A 19741-nucleotide genomic window follows, 5' to 3' on the forward strand; every position below is an offset into this window, starting at 1 on the left:
CTTTCACCTATCCTTATGTGCCAAGAATTCTTTGTACGTGTCCAAGATTGTCAAACATTGTCTAGTTGAACAACCTTACTTATAATGTCCAGGAGTTTCTTGTTTTTATTTTAACAGACTTTTTAATTTAATTGGTATGTTTTGAAATAAATAAGGATAACAATACTAGATATGTATTGTCATCCAGCTACAACGAACCATTTTCGCTTTTGTTGCAAGCATAGAAAAAGTGAGAAACGACCGATCCAGTCGCTTCTCACTTTTTCTATGTCTGTCTATTATTTCTTTTTCTTTTTCTTTGGTAGTTTAATAGTAATCTGGTAATAGTCATCAAACTCTTTTTCTTCAGTGTCTAGATTCATGCCAGAATCAGAAATCATAGTTAATGATTGACGAATCGTGTTTACGGCAATTCGTACGTCTTTATTAAACGCTCTTTTTTTCGGTTTCGGTTTGTGTTGAGGCCCTTCCAGCAGTCTTTGCACGCATAACTCTGTCTGTTTAACGTTCAACTGCTGCTCAATAACCTCTTCTAAAATCTTAATTTGTAGTTCCTCATCTTTTAATGGAATAAGTGCGCGGGCATGACGCTCAGTGATTTTCTTTCGTACCAAAACTTCATGCACTCGTTCCGGAAGTTTTAATAGTCTAAGCTTATTCGCTATGGTTGATTGTCCTTTTCCTAAACGCTGTGCAAGGGCCTCTTGAGTAAGATGGTGGAGGTGTATAAGCTTTTGGTAGGCCATCGCCTCTTCCACTGGTGAGAGCTCTTCACGCTGTAAATTTTCAATAAGCGCCACAGAAGCTGTTTCTGTGTCACTCATATTTTTTACGATTGCGGGAGCCTTTTCCCAGCCCAGTGATTTCATTGCGCGCCATCTGCGTTCCCCAGCGATAATTTCAAACTTTTCCTCTCCACTTTCGCGCACGACAATGGGTTGAATAATTCCGTGTGTATGGATGGTTCTCGCTAGCTCTTCAATTTTTTCATCATCAAAAATCGTTCTCGGTTGAAAACGATTAGGTTGAATTTGATGAATAGCTATTTGTTTAACTTCTTCTTTTTCTTCCGAGGCTTGTGGAGAAACTAATTCTTCCTTATCACCAAGGCCAAAGATCCGTGAAAACGGAGTCTTCATCAAGACACACCACCTTTATGAAACTCTCACTCTCTTACCCTAATGTCCACCAATGTTTCACGTGAAACATTGGTGGACATTTATCCATTACAGCTACAGCGGTGACTTGTTCGGCGTCCCCGGTTTACGCGGATATTTTTTTGGTGTTGAGAATGATTTTTGAACTACGATAATCGAACGTTCACTTTGTTCCATGGGAAGCTCAAATGAGTGGACATTGATATCTCCCCCACCTAACATTCTCATCGCTTGTTTTGCATCATTCAATTCATCATCTGCATTTGCAGCTTTCATTGCAACGAATTCGCCCCCTGTTTTAACTAGAGGCATACAAAGCTCAGACAAAACCGATAATCTCGCAACAGCGCGTGCTGTAACTAGATCGTAAGATTCACGAAATGCTTTATTTTGTCCGAATGTTTCTGCACGATCATGATGAAATTGGACTTTATCTAGTCCAATTTCATCTGCTAAATGATGTAGAAATGTAATACGTTTATTTAAAGAATCAACAATCGACACCTCTAAATGCGGGAAACAAATTTTCAGTGGTATACTTGGGAATCCTGCTCCCGCTCCTACATCACAAACAGAAAGTGGGCGTGTCATGTCTACATGAAAACTTGCAGTAATTGAATCATAAAAATGTTTTAAATAAACCTCTCCATGGTCAGTGATTGCCGTTAAGTTCATTTTCTCATTCCACTCAACAAGCAGTTCATAATAGCGATTAAATTGATTAAGCTGTTTTTCAGAAAGCTCGACGCCTTGCTTTTCTAACAGCTGTTGAAATTGCTCAATGTTCATGTGTCGTCTCCTTTAGCTCATTCACCTGAAACTTTTGCAATGCGACCTTGCTCAATATAAACAAGTAAGATCGAGATATCAGCTGGATTTACCCCTGAGATACGGGATGCTTGCGCAATGGAAAGCGGACGAACTTCATGAAGCTTTTGACGTGCTTCAGTCGCAAGTCCATTGATCGCATCGTAATCAATACGATCTGGAATTTTTTTATTTTCCATTTTCTTTAATTTATCGACTTGCTGCAATGATTTTTCAATATATCCTTCATATTTAATTTGAATTTCAACTTGTTCTTCTACATCAAGTGTTAATTCAATCGTTGAAGGTGAAAGCTCTTTAATATGATTGTACGTGATTTCAGGGCGTCTTAAAAGGTCTGATCCTCTAATTCCGTCTTTTAAGCCGCTGCTACCGATCGTTTCCATTAGCGCTTGCACTTGTTCATTTGGTTTGATAATGGTTGCACGTAAACGTTTAATTTCCGCTTCAATCATCGCTTTTTTAGCAGTGAAACGATTAAAACGAGCTTCAGTGACAAGACCAATGTTATGTCCCACTTCCGATAGGCGTAAATCTGCATTATCATGACGCAGTAACAAACGATATTCAGCACGAGATGTTAGTAAACGGTATGGTTCATTCGTTCCTTTAGTCACTAAGTCATCAATTAACACGCCAATATACGCATCAGAGCGACCCAGAATTACTTCTTCTTTATTGAATGCACGACGAGCTGCGTTAATTCCAGCCATTAAGCCTTGACCTGCTGCTTCTTCGTAACCTGATGTACCGTTAATTTGACCTGCTGTATAAAGGTTACGAATTTTTTTTGTTTCTAATGTTGGCCATAACTGCGTTGGAACAATTGCATCATACTCGATCGCATAACCAGCACGCATCATTTGTGCTTTTTCGAGTCCAGGAATAGATTCAAGCATCTTTTGCTGTACATCTTCTGGTAAGCTTGTCGAAAGTCCTTGTACATAAACCTCGTTCGTATTACGTCCTTCTGGCTCTAGGAAGATTTGATGGCGTGGTTTATCGTTAAACCGAACTACCTTATCTTCGATTGATGGACAATAGCGAGGTCCCGTTCCTTTTATCATACCCGAATACATAGCTGAACGGTGTAAATTTTCGTCAATAATTAAGTGCGTTTCTTCATTTGTATACGTTAACCAGCATGGTAGCTGATCTGTAATGAATTGTGTCGTATCATAACTAAATGCACGAGGGGTATCATCACCTGGTTGAATTTCAGTTTTCGTGTAATCAATCGTCTGACTGTTTACACGAGGTGGCGTCCCTGTTTTAAATCGAACGATATCAAAGCCAAGATCACGCAGATGATCAGCTAAACCAATCGAGGGTTGTTGATTATTTGGACCACTTGAATATTTCAAATCACCAATAATCACTTCACCGCGTAAAAATGTTCCAGCTGTGATAATTGTCGTTTTAGCACGATACGTTGCACCTGTTTTTGAAATAACGCCTGTGCATTCACCATTCTCAATAATAAGCTCTTCAATCATTGCTTGTAGCAATGTGATATTTGGCTCATTTTCAATCGTTTCCTTCATATCTTGCTGGTAAAGTACTTTGTCTGCTTGTGCACGCAAGGCACGTACAGCAGGTCCTTTTCCTGTATTTAGCATGCGCATTTGGATGTGGGTTTTGTCGATTGTACGACCCATTTGTCCGCCAAGCGCATCGATTTCTCTTACAACAATCCCTTTTGCCGGACCGCCGACTGATGGATTACATGGCATAAAGGCCACCATATCTAAATTGATTGTTAACATTAACGTTTTGGCTCCCATGCGTGCTGCAGCTAATCCCGCTTCAACACCAGCATGGCCAGCCCCTACTACGATGACATCAAAAAAACCTGCCTCAAATTTTTTCACCATAACGATGAACTCTCCTTCCTTTTATTTCTCCTTATTTCCCAAGGCAGAATTGTGAAAACAACTGATCGATCAAGCTTTCTTGAACAGTATCCCCGATAATTTCACCGAGAATCTCCCATGTTCTTCGCAAATCAATTTGAACCATATCAACTGGTGTCCCCATTTCAGCTCCTTCGATCGCTTCTTCTATCGATTGAAGTGACTGATGCAATAAAGCAATGTGTCGACTGTTTGATACATAAGTGATATCACCTGTTTCTATTGATCCCTCAAAAAACAAAGAAGCAATTGCTTCTTCTAGCTCATCAACCCCTTGCTCCTGCAGTAAAGAAGTGGTAACAAGACGATGATTAGCTGACAATTCTTGTACTTCCCCCATATTTATTGACTGTTGTAAGTCTGTTTTATTTACAATGACGATCGTATCCATTCCTTTGACCGCTTCGAATAAACGACGATCTTCTTCAGATAACTCTTCAGCATTGTTTAGCACGAGTAAAATTAAGTCCGCCTCTTTTAATACTTTACGTGACTTTTCCACTCCAATACGTTCAACAATATCTTCTGTTTCTCGAATCCCAGCTGTATCAACTAACTTCAATGGAACACCTCGAACATTGACGTATTCTTCAATAACGTCACGTGTAGTCCCAGGAACATCTGTTACAATCGCTTTGTTTTCATGCACCAGACTATTTAATAAGGAAGATTTCCCGACATTCGGACGACCAATAATAACGGTTGAAAGTCCTTCACGTAAAATTTTTCCTTGCTCAGATGTTTGCAAGAGTCGCTGAATCTCCCCCCGCACATACGTTGATTTCTCCATCATTACCTTTAATGTCATTTCTTCCACGTCATCGTATTCTGGATAATCAATGTTAACTTCCACCTGAGCTAAAATCTCTAAAATTTCTTGGCGCAGTGAACCAACAAGCTTTGACAACTTCCCTTCCATTTGACCCATCGCAACATTCATTGCTCGGTCAGTTTTGGCACGAATCAAATCCATTACGGCTTCCGCTTGTGACAAATCAATGCGTCCATTTAAAAAGGCACGTTTTGTAAATTCACCAGGCTCTGCTAAACGCGCTCCTTGACGCAATACGAGTTGTAACACTCGATTCACTGTAACCAATCCCCCATGGCAATTGATTTCAATCACATCTTCTCGCGTAAATGTTTTAGGGCCTCGCATTACTGACACCATGACTTCCTCAACGTTCTCTGCCGTTACTGGATCAACTATGTTTCCATAATGAATAGTATGGGAAGGGACAGATTGAAGCTGCTTATCACCCATACCTTTAAACACACGATCCGCAATGGTAAAAGCATCATCCCCGCTCAACCTGACGATGGCAATCGCTCCTTCGCCCATCGGCGTCGAGATCGCTGCAATTGTATCGAACTCCATCCTACTATCACCTCATTGTTCTTTTTATCCACATTCTATCTATAGAACCCTTACTAAGGGGAATTTCAATTCTACATCCAGCTACATAGTGACTAGCCCCTGCAGGTCATCGGCCACTTGCGCTTTCGATTGATACTCTAAATTATTAGAATATCATACTTTCCACTTATAAAAAAGAAAATCAGTTGGATTTATCCACAACTTGTGGTATTGAGTTGCGTGTTTTAAGATTATCCACATGTTTGCATGTTATTGGAGAAAGCACACAGCAACCCACAAATCCTTTTTAATATTTTTGTATTTTATTGAAAAAAATAAATATAAATTTCATCTTTATCCCATTTAAATGAAATTTGTTCAAATAAAAAAGAATCCTCTATCTCGTACACAAGAGGATTCTTTTTCACTTATTTCTTTACTTTGATCATGAGGTAGCGGTGAGGCTCAATGCCTTCAGAATTTGTTTCAATATCACGTCTGCCAGAAAGCGTATTATGAATAATCTTACGTTCATAAGATGGCATTGGTTCAAGTTTTACAGGACGTCTCAGTCGTAACGCTTGATCGGCCATTTTTTTCGCTAAATACTCTAGTGTTTCTTGTCTGCGCTTGCGGTAGTTTTCAGCATCAATCATAATGGTTAAAAATTGATCGGCATGCCGATTCGCGACGAGTTGAGCTAAGTATTGAAGAGAATTAAGCGTTTGGCCTCTTTTTCCAATTAATAGCGCAATTTTATCACTTTCTAATTGGAAGGTCACCATTTTACCTTCTTTATTGATCGAGGTTCTCACATCAAGACCCATATGCTTACTTACATCTTTTATATACTGATCAACTTTTTCTATCGCATTTTTTCGTTTTATCACGTTAACTTTCGCAGGACGTGATCCAATTAAGCCTAGAAACCCTTTTTTACCTTGATCAATAACTGTAACTTCCGCTTGCTCTTTCGAAATGTTTAATTTCGATAATGCATCAGCAACAGCTTGTTCCACCGTAGCACCTGTCGTTGTGATTTCGATCACTTTTGGCTCCTCCTGTCTATTGCACAGAATGGTCAACTTTTTTGCTGCCAGTTCCATTGATCAACAACGTTTGGACGATCATAAAGACGTTACCGACAACCCAGTATAGGGATAATGCGGCTGGGAATGTCATTGCAAATACAACGATCATCACTGGCATTAAATACAGCATAATTTTCATTTGCGGATTCGCCGCAGCTGGATTACCAGCCATCATGAATCTCTGCTGAAGATACGTTGTAATACCTGCCACTATGGGAAGGATAAATAACGGATCACTTTCACCTAGATCAAACCAAAGGAAGGTATGATTAGCAATTTCAGTCGTTCTTACAATCGCATGATAGAAAGCAATGAGAATCGGCATTTGAACAATTAACGGGAAACATCCAGCTAATGGATTAACACCGTTCTTTTGGAACATCGCCATCGTTTCTTGTTGAAGCTTTTGTTGTGTTTGAGCATCCTTAGATGAATACTTTTCACGTAACTTCAACATTTCAGGCTGAATTTCCTGCATTTTTTTCGTATTTTTTGTTTGCTTAATCATCAATGGAAGTAAAGCAAATCGGATAAGCAAAGTCACGATGACGATTGCTAATCCATAATTGTCCCCAGTCCAATCTGCAAACTTTGTAATAAGCCAAGACAATGGATAAACAAAATAACTGTTCCATATCCCTTCACTCTCAGTTGTGATCGGTTCACCGATCTCCATACAACCTGATAGAAGAATGACAAACCCCACGATCATAAAAAGGGGTAATATACGTTTTTTCACTCAGATGTTCCTCCCTATATTTAAATTCACTGCATACCACACGTAATTGTATCACGTTTTCATATTCATGTAATGGTCACTTCATTACCCATTCATAGGACTCTCTCTTTTTTTCAGCACCTTTGATTTCGCCATTACATGTATAAGACTGCTCTTTGTTTGGTGAAAATTCATATCTGCTGCTGGTTTCCTCGCAATCACAACATAATCAAAATCTTTATGAAGTTGAGGTGATAATTCTAAGAAAGCTTGTCTTATATAGCGCTTTACCTGGTTTCGCACAACCGCATTACCGATCTTTTTGCTAACCGACAAACCTAGTCGAAAAACGTCTTGATCTTTTTTCTTTAATTGATATAGAACAAACTGGCGATTCGCCATTGAAGATCCATGACGAAACACAAGTTGGAATTCAGGATTTTTTTTAATCCGCTGCTCTTTCTTCATGGTTTCACCTACATTTTATTTAAATTAGTGGTTTTCAAGTGAAAAAAGACCACTGAGTGGAATCAGTGGTCCTAAGCAGACAATACTTTTCTTCCGCGTTGACGACGACGAGCTAGAACTCGACGGCCATTCTTTGTGCTCATGCGCGCGCGGAATCCGTGTACTTTACTTCTTTTACGTCTATTTGGTTGGAACGTACGTTTCATGTATAAGACACCTCCTAATTGATCATTCAACGATGACCAAGCTACAGACATTCTAAAATATTATATAGATTTCACATATCAAATGTCAATGTTCGTTTCATACAACTTCTACATCATAGCAGAGTCGGAAACTTGTTTCAATAGTGAATTAATATTTTCACCCAAAACACTTCTGCCTATCCTTTATCATGAACAGTTCGACATTTTAATATTCACCCCCATCTCACAAAAACCACTAAGAATGACTCTGTGGACAACTATGAACTCTTTTTCGACAGGAATTTTTATTATCCACAACACCTATCGACATCTTTTTCACACCTTCACCCCTTGTGGACAATTATTTTGCACTTGTGAAACACATTGTGGATAAACAGAATGAGACATTGCACCTAAAAGGATTTTCTGCTATTATAAGTGTGTTTTCACTCTTAATAACTTAACAGCACCCAAAACATTATCCACAATTGTGGATACACTGTGGATATTTTTTTAAACATGTATGGAGAATGTTGTCCACAACCTTTGAGTTGTGTCGATAACTATTCATTGTGTTTTTCCGCCTATTCATAGCGTTGAATATATATAAGGAATCTGCAGAAAGAATATTTTTCTTGAAAAATAATTACGTTAGGAGGGTATGATACTTGGAAAATATCACGGATCTCTGGAACCGCGCATTAGAATCGATTGAAAAAAAAATCAGTAAGCCCAGCTATGAAACGTGGCTCAAATCAACGAAAGCATTCGCATTGAAGCGAGACACACTTACCATAACGGCACCAAATGAATTTGCACGTGATTGGCTCGAAGGCCATTATTCGCAATTGATTTCAGGTGTATTAAAAGAAGTAACGGGCGAGGAACTCATTGTGAAGTTCATTATTCCAAGAAACCAAGGCCAAGATGATTTTGACATTACGATTCAACCGAAAAAACCAAACAAAGATGATGATCAGCAAGAATGGTCTAAAAACATGTTAAATCCAAAATACACATTTGATAAGTTTGTTATCGGATCAGGTAACCGTTTTGCACATGCGGCTTCATTAGCGGTAGCAGAAGCTCCAGCAAAAGCGTACAATCCTCTTTTTATATATGGGGGAGTTGGATTAGGGAAAACGCATTTAATGCATGCGATCGGCCATTACGTTTTGGAGCACAATCCATCAGCAAAAGTTGTGTATTTGTCATCTGAAAAATTTACAAATGAATTTATTAATTCGATTCGTGATAATAAAGCAGTCGATTTTCGCAACAAATATCGAAATGTAGACGTTCTATTAATTGATGACATTCAGTTTCTTGCTGGAAAAGAACAAACACAAGAGGAATTTTTCCATACTTTTAATACCTTACATGAAGAAAGTAAGCAAATCGTCATTTCAAGTGACCGTCCACCAAAAGAAATTCCTACATTAGAAGATCGATTACGTTCCCGTTTTGAATGGGGTCTGATCACGGACATCACACCACCAGATTTAGAAACACGAATTGCAATCTTACGCAAAAAAGCAAAGGCAGAAGCACTTGACATTCCAAATGAAGCAATGCTTTATATTGCGAATCAAATCGATTCTAACATTCGAGAACTAGAAGGTGCACTTATACGAGTAGTGGCTTATTCGTCACTCGTCAGCAAAGATATAAATGCGGACCTGACAGCTGAAGCATTAAAAGATATTATGCCAAGCTCGAAACCAAAGGTCATTAAAATATTAGACATTCAAAAAGTAGTGGGAGAACATTTCAGTATTAAATTAGAAGATTTTAAAGCGAAGAAGCGTACAAAAACGATTGCATTCCCACGTCAAATCGCAATGTATCTTTCCCGTGAAATGACTGACTTCTCTTTACCAAAGATTGGCGAGGAGTTTGGCGGTCGTGATCATACAACCGTTATACATGCACATGAAAAGATCTCTAACTTACTGGAGCACGATACTTCTCTCAAGCAAGAAGTTAAAGAAATTAAAACTACACTTCAAAAATAGAATAGCTTGAGATGTGGGTAAGTGTGGATAATACGTGCACGTTCAAACACATCTTGTCCACATGGGGAAAAGTTAGTAAATCAAGTCATCAACAGACATATCCACATATCCACAGCACCTACTATTATTACTATTATTTTAAAAGATTTAAATACTATATATATAGTAATAGAATCTAAACATTTTGGAGGCTATAAAAATGAAATTCCAGATTCAACGTGATCGCCTGGTTAATGGCGTAAACGATGTCATGAAAGCTGTTTCTTCAAGAACAACCATCCCAATTTTAACCGGAATCAAAATCATGGCACACGAAGAGGGTGTAACATTAACTGGCAGTGACTCAGATATCTCAATTGAATCGTTTATTCCAAAAGAAGAAGATGGAAAAGAAATTGTTAATATTCAACAAGCTGGAGGAATTGTTCTTCAAGCTAAGTTTTTTGAAGGTATCGTAAAGAAATTACCAATGGATACAGTTGAGATCGAAGTTCACTCACACTTGCAAACTGTAATTCGTTCCGGTAAATCAGAATTTAATTTAAATGGCTTAGATGTAACAGAATATCCTCATCTCCCACAAATTGAAGAAGATAGTGTATTAAAAATCGAGACAAACCTGTTAAAAACGATCATTCGACAAACGGTATTTGCGGTGTCCACCTCAGAAACACGCCCTATCTTGACAGGTGTAAACTGGCATATCGAAAATGGGGAATTAAACTGTGTTGCAACAGATAGCCATCGATTAGCCATGAGAAAAGCTCCGATCAGTGGAGGAAACGGTGACAAGAGTGAAGCCGTCATTCCTGGGAAAAGCTTAAATGAGTTAAATAAAATTCTTGAAGATACATCGGATGAACTTGAAATTGTCATTACTGAAAACCAAGTGTTATTCAAAGCGAAGCATGTATTATTCTTCTCGCGATTGTTGGAAGGAAATTATCCAGATACTTCTAGGTTGGTTCCGGCTGAGAGTAAAACGTCCTTAACGATCGGTGGAAAAGAGTTTTTACAAGCAATTGACCGTGCTTCTTTATTAGCACGTGAAGAACGTAACAATGTAGTTAGGTTATCGATCAGCGAAGAAGGTGGCGTTGAAATTTCATCAAATACGCCTGAAATCGGTAAGGTCGTGGAAGAGATTCAACGTAAAAGTACTGATGGAGAAGCGTTAAACATTTCCTTTAGTGCGAAATATATGATGGATGCTTTGAAAGTATTCGAAGGTGCTGAAACCAACATTCAATTCACTGGAGCGATGAGACCATTTGTTCTCCGCACAACATCAGATGATACAATTCTACAATTGATTACTCCGGTTAGGACATATTAAGAAAAAAACGCCCCCTGTTTTGACCCTAACAGGGGGCATCTGTTATTAATCATGGGCCATAAAAAAGAAATATGTTATAAGTTAAATTTTCTTTGTTTTCATTTAGGAAATTGGTTAAAATAAGATATTAGACATAAAAGAAGGTAGTGAGCAAAGTGAAAGAGCCAATTCGGATAAATACGGAATATATCACACTTGGTCAATTCTTAAAGTTAGCTGAAGTTATTCAAAGCGGCGGGATGGCGAAATGGTTTTTAAGTGAACATGAAGTGTATATCAATCAAGAACTTGACCAAAGACGTGGACGAAAACTACGAGACGGTGACGAAATTCAAATTCCAGAGGTAGGTATTTACGTGGTGAAGTCGAACGAGTAGAAGGATGTTATGACATGTATATCGAGCAGCTAGAGCTTGTACATTATCGAAATTATGATGGATTAAAGGTTGAATTTGATAATAACGTTAATGTCATCCTTGGTGAGAACGCTCAAGGTAAGACCAATGTCATGGAGTCCATCTATGTCCTTGCGATGGCGAAATCCCATAGAACCTCCAATGATAAAGATTTAATACAATGGGATTCAGATTATGCTAAAATAAAAGGTAGAGTGATGAAACATCATGGCTCACTTCCATTAGAGTTAATGATTTCAAAAAAAGGCAAAAAAGCCAAGTTGAATCATCTTGAACAATCGAAACTAAGCCAATATATTGGTCATATGAATGTTGTCATGTTCGCGCCCGAAGATCTCCACTTAGTAAAGGGGAGCCCTCAAGTAAGGCGTCGTTTTATTGATATGGAAATTGGGCAGATTTCAGCTGTTTACCTTCATGACAGCTCTCTGTACCAAAAAATTCTGCGGCAACGTAATCATTATTTAAAGCAGCTCCAATCTAGAAAACAGCATGACCGTACGATGCTCGATGTATTCACCGATCAATTTGTGGAGAGTGCTGCCAAAATCATTCATCGTCGCTTTCAATTTATCAAGCTCTTACAGCAATGGGCAGAACCCATTCATGCTGGCATATCGAGAGGCCTTGAGACGTTAGAAGTGGTGTACAAGCCCTCCATTTCAGTGACGGAAGAAGACGACTTTCAAACGATTGAACAGGCTTTTAGAGGAAAGTTTGAAGATCTACGTGATCGAGAAATTGATCGCGGTGTCACATTGATTGGGCCACACCGAGATGACCTGCAGTTTCTTGTGAATGGTCATGATGTCCAAACATTCGGTTCACAAGGCCAGCAGCGTACGACCGCTTTATCCATTAAATTAGCTGAGATCGAACTGATTCATGCAGAAATCGGAGAATACCCGATTTTATTACTAGATGATGTGTTATCTGAACTTGATGACTATCGCCAATCCCACTTGCTCAACACGATTCAAGGAAAAGTGCAAACCTTCGTCACAACAACAAGTGTAGAAGGAATTGATCACCAGACCTTAAAGGAAGCGACAACGTTTGTTGTTGAAAAAGGGAGTATGATCAGGCAAATATGAGGAGGCTGACTAAATGTATGTTCATATAGGAGAAGACACAATGATAAGAATGAATGATTTTGTGGCAATAATGGATGTACAGGTAGCTGAAGCTTCTCTTATTATGGAGCAGTTTATGAAAGATAACGACAACGGCATCGTTGATCTTTGCCAAACAAACTGTAAATCGATGGTCATTACAGACTTCAAAGTATATTTATCCCCATTGTCTTCAGCCACTCTTAAAAGAAGAACGGAAAAAATGTCCAAGCCTATTTTTAAATAAAGTGCATAGATGTGCATCGTCAAAGAAAGTGTAGGTGAATCGCGTGTCAGCAGAAGAAACGCAAATACAGCATCAAGCTTATGATGAAAATCAAATTCAAGTACTTGAAGGATTAGAAGCTGTAAGAAAACGACCTGGAATGTATATTGGGTCAACAGCAGCTAAAGGACTTCATCACCTTGTTTGGGAAATCGTTGATAACAGTATTGACGAAGCTCTTGCAGGTTACTGTGATGAAATTAAAATAAGCATAGAAGAAGATAATACGATCGTAGTTGAAGATAACGGCCGTGGAATTCCAGTTGGTATTCATGAAAAAATGGGACGCCCAGCTGTTGAAGTCATCATGACAGTTCTTCACGCAGGTGGTAAGTTTGGAGACGGTGGGTACAAGGTTTCCGGAGGTCTGCATGGAGTTGGCGCTTCTGTTGTAAACGCACTTTCAGAAAAGCTTGAAGTATTTGTTCACTTAAATGGCAAGATTCATAATCAAGAATTTAGAAAAGGTACTCCGAGCTATGATTTAAAAGTCATCGGGGAAACTGATATTACTGGAACGGTTGTACGTTTTAAAGCTGATCCAGAAATTTTCACAGAAACAACGGTATATGATTTCGACACACTAGCAAATCGGGTTCGGGAACTTGCATTCTTAAATCGTGGCCTAGCGCTAGTGATTGAAGATAAACGTGTGATTGAAGAAGATGGAAAGCATAGATTGAAGAGATTCCACTACGAAGGCGGTATTAAGTCATATGTCGAACACTTAAATCGCTCAAAAGAAGTTATTCACGATGAGCCGGTCTTCTTAGAAGCGGAACGAGATGGGATCTCTATTGAAATTGCAATGCAATATAACCAAGGATTTGCACACAATATTTATTCTTTTGCCAATAATATCAATACACATGAAGGTGGAACACATGAGTCGGGTTTTAAAACAGCTCTGACACGTGTAATCAATAATTACGCATCTAGAAATAATTTATTAAAAGATGCAGATGCTAATCTATCAGGTGAGGACGTGCGTGAAGGTTTGACTGCGATCGTTTCTATCAAACATCCTGATCCTCAGTTTGAAGGTCAAACCAAAACAAAGCTTGGAAATTCAGAAGCTCGTACGATTACGGACTCTTTATTCTCAGAGCATTTCGATAAATTCTTGATGGAAAATCCAGTGGTGGCACGTCAAATCATTGAAAAAGGATTGATGGCTGCCCGCGCGCGTCTTGCTGCAAAAAAAGCACGAGAACTAACGAGACGTAAGGGTGCACTTGAAGTATCAAGTTTACCTGGGAAGCTTGCTGACTGTTCTTCCCGCGATCCAGCAATTAGTGAATTGTATATTGTTGAGGGTGACTCTGCAGGTGGTTCAGCGAAACAAGGTCGTGATCGTCATTTCCAAGCCATATTGCCACTTCGAGGAAAAATCATCAATGTCGAAAAAGCACGTCTCGATAAAATTTTATCTAACAACGAAATTCGTGCCATTATTACAGCTTTAGGAACAGGTATTGGAGAAGATTTTGATCTTGCTAAAGCTCGTTATCATAAAATTGTAATTATGACAGATGCTGATGTCGACGGTGCACATATTCGTACACTTCTGTTGACGTTTTTATATCGCTATATGAGAAATATTATTGAAGCTGGCTATATTTATATCGCTCAGCCACCGCTTTACAAGATTACGCAAGGTAAATCGATTCGTTATGCGTATACAGAACGTGAAATGAACAACGTGCTTGCTGAATTATCACCAAGTCCAAATCCAAATCTTCAACGATATAAAGGTCTAGGAGAGATGAATCCTGATCAGCTATGGGAAACAACGATGAATCCAGATTCACGTACGTTGCTTCAAGTTAGTCTTAAGGATGCAATTGAAGCGGATGAAACGTTTGAAATTTTAATGGGTGACAAAGTTGAGCCAAGACGTCAATTCATCGAAGAAAATGCGATGTATGTAAAAAACCTTGATATTTAACTAGCAGGATAGATATTGCTCTATCCTTTCTTTTTCTTAATAAGAAAGATATTTGTTGATTCTAAAATGTAAAAGTTAAGCGGACAGCTTCTCGAAAGGTCACAAGACAAACGCTGATGGATGCAAAGACACCTTCTTCAGTGTTTGCCTTACGCCTGTCGGAGATAAACGCCCGCTTGTGCTTTTAATGAGAAGGAGGTTTCCCTCGCTATGGATGAAACGTCAAGCTCCAATGTCCATGAAATCAATATTAGCCAGGAAATGCGTACATCATTTTTAGATTATGCGATGAGTGTAATTGTGGCACGTGCACTTCCTGATGCAAGAGACGGTTTAAAACCGGTACACCGTCGTATTTTATATGCGATGAATGATTTAGGTATGACATCTGATAAAGCGTTTAAAAAATCAGCTCGTATCGTTGGTGAAGTAATCGGTAAGTATCACCCACACGGTGACTCGGCTGTTTATGAGACGATGGTCCGTATGGCACAGGATTTCAGTTATCGCTACATGTTAATTGAGGGGCATGGTAACTTTGGTTCTGTCGATGGTGACGCAGCTGCTGCGATGCGTTATACAGAAGCGAGAATGTCTAAAATTTCTATGGAGCTGATTCGTGATATTAATAAAGACACGATCGACTACAAGGATAACTATGATGGATCGGAGCGTGAACCAGTCGTTCTACCAGCCCGTTTTCCCAACCTTTTAGTCAATGGTTCGAGCGGAATAGCGGTTGGGATGGCAACGAACATTCCACCACATCAGCTTGGTGAGGTCATTGATGGGTTACTTGCATTTAGTGAGCATCCTGAAATTACAATTGCAGAGCTCATGGAACACATTCCAGGTCCTGATTTTCCTACAGGTGCATTAATTCTTGGTCGTAGTGGAATCAGACGTGCGTATGAAACAGGGCGAGGATCTGTCATTCAACGTGCAAAAGTTGAGATTGAACAAAAAGCAAATGGTCGTGAAACAATTCTCGTTCATGAACTTCCTTATCAAGTTAATAAAGCGAAGTTGATTGAAAAAATTGCAGAGCTTGTTCGCGACAAAAAGATTGATGGCATTACAGACCTTCGCGATGAATCTGACCGTAATGGTATGCGAGTTGTTATTGATATTCGTCGTGATGCAAATGCGAATGTATTATTAAATAACCTTTATAAACAAACGGCTCTACAAACAAGCTTCGGAATCAATATGCTTGCACTTGTTGATGGACAGCCGAAAGTATTAAATCTAAAAGAAGCTCTACACCATTACCTTGAGCATCAAAAAGTTGTGATTCGTCGCAGAACAGAATTTGAATTGCGCAAAGCAGAAGCGCGCGCTCATATTTTAGAAGGCTTACGTATTGCGCTCGATCACATTGATGCGATCATCGCACTAATTCGTGGATCACAAACAACTGATGCTGCACGTGCAGGGCTGATGGAGCAATTCTCTCTTTCTGAAAAGCAAGCGCAAGCAATTTTAGATATGCGTCTGCAACGATTAACAGGACTAGAGCGTGACAAGATCGAAGAAGAGTATCAAGCATTAGTAGCGTTGATTGCTGATTTAAAATCTGTTTTAAATAGTGATGAGCGCGTGCTTGAAATTATTCGCGAAGAGTTAATGGAGATAAAAGCTCGCTTTAATGACAAGCGACGTACAGATATTACAACTGGTGGATCAGAAATGATTGAAGATGAAGATCTTATTCCACGTGAAAACTTGGTCATCACTTTAACTCATAATGGATACATTAAGAGACTTCCAGCATCGACATATCGTAGTCAAAAACGTGGCGGTCGAGGTATTCAAGGGATGGGTACAAATGAAGATGATTTCGTTGAGCATCTTCTCACTACATCCACTCATGATACGATTCTTTTCTTCTCAAACAAAGGGAAGGTGTATCGTACCAAAGGATATGAAATTCCGGAGTATAGCCGTACAGCGAAAGGCTTACCGATCATCAACCTTCTTGAAATTGACAAGGATGAAGACATCAATGCGATGATTCGTGTCGAAGAATTTAGAGAAGACTCTTTCTTCTTCTTTACGACGAAATACGGTATTTCAAAACGGACACCAGTTTCTGATTTTGCTAATATCCGTACAAACGGCTTGATCGCAATCAACTTAAAAGAAGGCGATGATCTCATTTCGGTCAAATTCACTAATGGTGAAAAAGAAATGATTATCGGTACGCAAAACGGTATGCTGATCCGCTTCCCAGAAAGCGATGTGCGTTCAATGGGACGTACCGCAACAGGTGTAAGAGGAATTCGTCTTAAGGATGATGATGTCGTTATAGGAATGGAAATCCTTGAGCCAAACGACAATATTCTTGTTGTAACGGAAAAAGGGTACGGCAAACAAACACCTGAAGCAGAGTACCGTGTACAATCTCGTGGCGGTAAAGGAATTAAGACCTGCAATATTACCGATAAAAATGGAAAAATGGTTGCTGTTAAAGCTGTAACTGGTGAAGAAGACGTCATGATCATCACGGTACAAGGAGTTTTAATCCGTATGGACGTGAGTGGCATTTCACAAACAGGTCGAAGCACACAAGGTGTGAAACTGATTCGCCTTGGTGACCAAGAATTTGTTGCAACTGTAACGAGGATCGAAAAAGAAGAAGATGTAGAAGCAGAGATCGAAGGAATGGTCGATGGTGAAACTACAACTGATTCGGAAACAAATGACTCAGAAAAAGAAACGAGTTCTGATTCAACTGAACAAACTAATTCAAGTGACCCTAAATCAACAGAAGAATAATATCTTGAGAAAGCAGGAAGAAAGATTCCTGTTTTCTCTTTTTTTTGTTAATATGATTAAAAAGAACTGGAAATCTTTAGTGAGGTGAGAACCATGAAGGTAAGGGTTAAAGATCTCGAAGAAGGTTGTGTCATCGCCGAAAACATCATGGGTTTAACAAGTAAGCCGATTGTTCGAAAGAATACGATGTTGACTACGCTACATATTGAAGTTCTGCAAGCTTTTCAAATTAAACATATTGCAGTGTCTACAAAAAAGGCAGATGGAAGCATATTTTTTGCTGAAGCTGTCGATGAAACACTAAGCAATCAAAAAAGTGAAGATACAGAAACAGGATTTGCTCCTGAAAAAGCACCAAAAAGCTTTGAAAATCTTTATACTGACGCAGTAGTGCTCTATAAAAATGAATTTAGCAATTGGCAGGCAGGAAGTAAGGTTGATATTGTTGCATTAAAAAAAAGTATTTTACCCCTAGTCGAAAGAGTCTCTTCAGATCAACTGTGTTTATACCGCCTTCATCAGTTGCCTGAGGCAGAAGATTATCTATCTAACCATTCTGTTTCAGTAGGTTTAATTAGTAGTTTATTAGCTAAGAAACTAGGTTGTAGTCAAGGGCTCTGTATTCAAATGGCGATGGCAGGGCTTCTGGCAGATACAGGTATGGCGAAAATGCCAAAATCGCTCCTGGATAAATCATCAGGACTATCTCAAGAGGAGCAGGTCGAGATTCGCAAACATCCTGTTTACAGCTATCAATTTATCATGGACAGCGCTTTACTAAAACAAGATGTAAAAAGAGCTATTTATCAGCATCATGAGCGACTAGATGGAAGTGGATATCCAAAAGGTGAAAAAGGCAATCATATTACACTTTACTCTCAAATCATCGCATTGGCAGATGTATACCACGCTATGACAACTAAAAGGCTTTATCGATCGAAGCAATCACCATTTAAAGCACTAGAAACTATATTAGAGGATGAGTTTGGCAAGTTTGATATTGTTGTCGTAAAAGCACTTCAAAAGCTAATTGGTAACCTCGCGACAGGAACACGGGTTGAGCTATCTAATGGGACATTGGCTGAAGTCATTTATACGCAGTCAGAATATTTATCACGCCCGATAGTTAAAACAATTCCAGTGGGGGATATCATTGATTTGACCCGCCAACGCAAACTGTATATTGATCGAGTCGTTTAAAAACATTACGCCTAAGTAACTTTTCTTAAATGCGTATCTGGATGCAGAGATTATTCTTAACACCCTATGCACTTTTTTCTATTTCTAATAACCGGTTGCGGGATTCGTGCATGCCCTTTGTGGCAACAAACAAGTTGCGATCCCTATTTAACTTAGAATTATAAACAAACCTTTAACAGGGAGTTGGAGTACTGTACCTACCACTATTGTTTTAATTGATAATGAACACCAGAACAATTATTTATAAGAACCAACGCGAGTGGCTGGGATCGTTCAGTCATTTTTTCGAATGAAAAGATACTATAATAGTTTTTTAAAAAGAGGTTGTATATAAATTGATAGCGTGATATATTTGTATGCGTCGCTTTTGACGTGAACAATACAACTTGAAAGAAACAAAAAAAGTTGTTGACATAATATCTGATAAAATGTTATGATAAATTGGTCGCTTGAGAGAGCAACGTAAACGAAATACCTTGAACCTTGAAAACTAAACAACCTAAAACGTCAACGTTAATTCTTGATTTAAATGAAACAAATGAGCTTTATCAAACACTTTACGGAGAGTTTGATCCTGGCTCAGGACGAACGCTGGCGGCGTGCCTAATACATGCAAGTCGAGCGGAGTTAGAGAAGCTTGCTTCTCTAACTTAGCGGCGGACGGGTGAGTAACACGTGGGCAATCTGCCCGTAAGACTGGGATAACTCCGGGAAACCGGGGCTAATACCGGATAACCCTGACTCTCTCCTGAGAGTCAGTTGAAAGATGGTTTCGGCTATCACTTACGGATGAGCCCGCGGCGCATTAGCTAGTTGGTGAGGTAACGGCTCACCAAGGCGACGATGCGTAGCCGACCTGAGAGGGTGATCGGCCACACTGGGACTGAGACACGGCCCAGACTCCTACGGGAGGCAGCAGTAGGGAATCTTCCG

At 39.2% G+C, this 19741-nt stretch carries 16 protein-coding genes and 1 rRNA gene; 9 read left to right on the plus strand and 8 right to left on the minus strand.

Going from position 1 to position 19741, the window contains the following annotated elements; genetic code table 11:
* Nucleotides 1-278: 278 nt before the first annotated feature.
* The 8 genes from noc to rpmH form a co-directional block, all read right to left on the minus strand.
* Complete coding sequence (noc, locus tag AB1471_RS05095; protein WP_367778649.1) at nucleotides 279-1139, minus strand: nucleoid occlusion protein; 861 nt, start codon at nucleotides 1137-1139, stop codon at nucleotides 279-281.
* Between the two features lie 93 nt (nucleotides 1140-1232).
* Nucleotides 1233-1946, minus strand: a complete 714-nt coding sequence (gene rsmG, locus AB1471_RS05100; RefSeq protein ID WP_367778650.1) for a 16S rRNA (guanine(527)-N(7))-methyltransferase RsmG — start codon at nucleotides 1944-1946, stop codon at nucleotides 1233-1235.
* 17 nt (nucleotides 1947-1963) lie between these two features.
* Nucleotides 1964-3859, minus strand: a complete 1896-nt coding sequence (gene mnmG, locus AB1471_RS05105; RefSeq protein WP_367778651.1) for a tRNA uridine-5-carboxymethylaminomethyl(34) synthesis enzyme MnmG — start codon at nucleotides 3857-3859, stop codon at nucleotides 1964-1966.
* Nucleotides 3860-3890: 31 nt separating this feature from the next.
* Nucleotides 3891-5276 (minus strand): tRNA uridine-5-carboxymethylaminomethyl(34) synthesis GTPase MnmE, encoded by a 1386-nt coding sequence (gene mnmE, locus AB1471_RS05110; protein ID WP_367778652.1) that lies wholly within the window; start codon nucleotides 5274-5276, stop codon nucleotides 3891-3893.
* 407 nt (nucleotides 5277-5683) lie between these two features.
* The gene (gene jag, locus AB1471_RS05115) at nucleotides 5684-6304 is read right to left on the minus strand and encodes an RNA-binding cell elongation regulator Jag/EloR (RefSeq protein ID WP_367778653.1); all 621 of its coding nucleotides are present in this window, start codon (nucleotides 6302-6304) and stop codon (nucleotides 5684-5686) included.
* A gap of 16 nt (nucleotides 6305-6320) precedes the next feature.
* Nucleotides 6321-7085, minus strand: a complete 765-nt coding sequence (spoIIIJ, locus tag AB1471_RS05120) for a YidC family membrane integrase SpoIIIJ (protein WP_367778654.1) — start codon at nucleotides 7083-7085, stop codon at nucleotides 6321-6323.
* A gap of 84 nt (nucleotides 7086-7169) precedes the next feature.
* Nucleotides 7170-7532: a ribonuclease P protein component gene (rnpA, locus tag AB1471_RS05125; RefSeq protein ID WP_367778655.1), complete on the minus strand. Its 363-nt coding sequence runs from the start codon at nucleotides 7530-7532 to the stop codon at nucleotides 7170-7172.
* A gap of 71 nt (nucleotides 7533-7603) precedes the next feature.
* The gene (gene rpmH / locus AB1471_RS05130; protein ID WP_367778656.1) at nucleotides 7604-7738 is read right to left on the minus strand and encodes a 50S ribosomal protein L34; all 135 of its coding nucleotides are present in this window, start codon (nucleotides 7736-7738) and stop codon (nucleotides 7604-7606) included.
* A gap of 647 nt (nucleotides 7739-8385) precedes the next feature.
* On the opposite strand from rpmH, the gene dnaA reads away from it, so the two are divergent.
* From dnaA to AB1471_RS05175, 9 genes are all read left to right on the plus strand, one after another.
* The gene (dnaA, locus tag AB1471_RS05135) at nucleotides 8386-9732 is read left to right on the plus strand and encodes a chromosomal replication initiator protein DnaA (protein ID WP_367778657.1); all 1347 of its coding nucleotides are present in this window, start codon (nucleotides 8386-8388) and stop codon (nucleotides 9730-9732) included.
* Between the two features lie 199 nt (nucleotides 9733-9931).
* The gene (dnaN, locus tag AB1471_RS05140) at nucleotides 9932-11068 is read left to right on the plus strand and encodes a DNA polymerase III subunit beta (RefSeq protein WP_367778658.1); all 1137 of its coding nucleotides are present in this window, start codon (nucleotides 9932-9934) and stop codon (nucleotides 11066-11068) included.
* A gap of 155 nt (nucleotides 11069-11223) precedes the next feature.
* Nucleotides 11224-11445 (plus strand): S4 domain-containing protein YaaA, encoded by a 222-nt coding sequence (yaaA, locus tag AB1471_RS05145; protein WP_367778659.1) that lies wholly within the window; start codon nucleotides 11224-11226, stop codon nucleotides 11443-11445.
* Nucleotides 11446-11459: 14 nt separating this feature from the next.
* A complete protein-coding gene (recF, locus tag AB1471_RS05150; RefSeq protein WP_367778660.1) occupies nucleotides 11460-12578 on the plus strand; it encodes a DNA replication/repair protein RecF in 1119 nt (372 codons plus the stop codon).
* A gap of 13 nt (nucleotides 12579-12591) precedes the next feature.
* Nucleotides 12592-12843, plus strand: a complete 252-nt coding sequence (gene remB, locus AB1471_RS05155) for an extracellular matrix regulator RemB (protein WP_367778661.1) — start codon at nucleotides 12592-12594, stop codon at nucleotides 12841-12843.
* Between the two features lie 43 nt (nucleotides 12844-12886).
* Nucleotides 12887-14830 carry a DNA topoisomerase (ATP-hydrolyzing) subunit B gene (gene gyrB / locus AB1471_RS05160; RefSeq protein ID WP_367778662.1) on the plus strand — a complete coding sequence of 648 codons (1944 nt, stop codon included), beginning with the start codon at nucleotides 12887-12889 and terminating at the stop codon, nucleotides 14828-14830.
* A 210-nt stretch (nucleotides 14831-15040) separates the two neighbouring features.
* Nucleotides 15041-17608: a DNA gyrase subunit A gene (gene gyrA, locus AB1471_RS05165; protein WP_367778663.1), complete on the plus strand. Its 2568-nt coding sequence runs from the start codon at nucleotides 15041-15043 to the stop codon at nucleotides 17606-17608.
* Between the two features lie 93 nt (nucleotides 17609-17701).
* On the plus strand, nucleotides 17702-18808 hold the full coding sequence (locus AB1471_RS05170) for an HD-GYP domain-containing protein (RefSeq protein ID WP_367778664.1): 1107 nt from the start codon (nucleotides 17702-17704) through the stop codon (nucleotides 18806-18808).
* A 556-nt stretch (nucleotides 18809-19364) separates the two neighbouring features.
* Nucleotides 19365-19741, plus strand: a 16S ribosomal RNA gene (locus tag AB1471_RS05175); the annotation flags it as partial.

Source organism: Jeotgalibacillus marinus (genome assembly GCF_040801915.1).
In the GTDB taxonomy this organism is placed as follows: Bacteria; Bacillota; Bacilli; order Bacillales; family Jeotgalibacillaceae; genus Jeotgalibacillus; species Jeotgalibacillus marinus.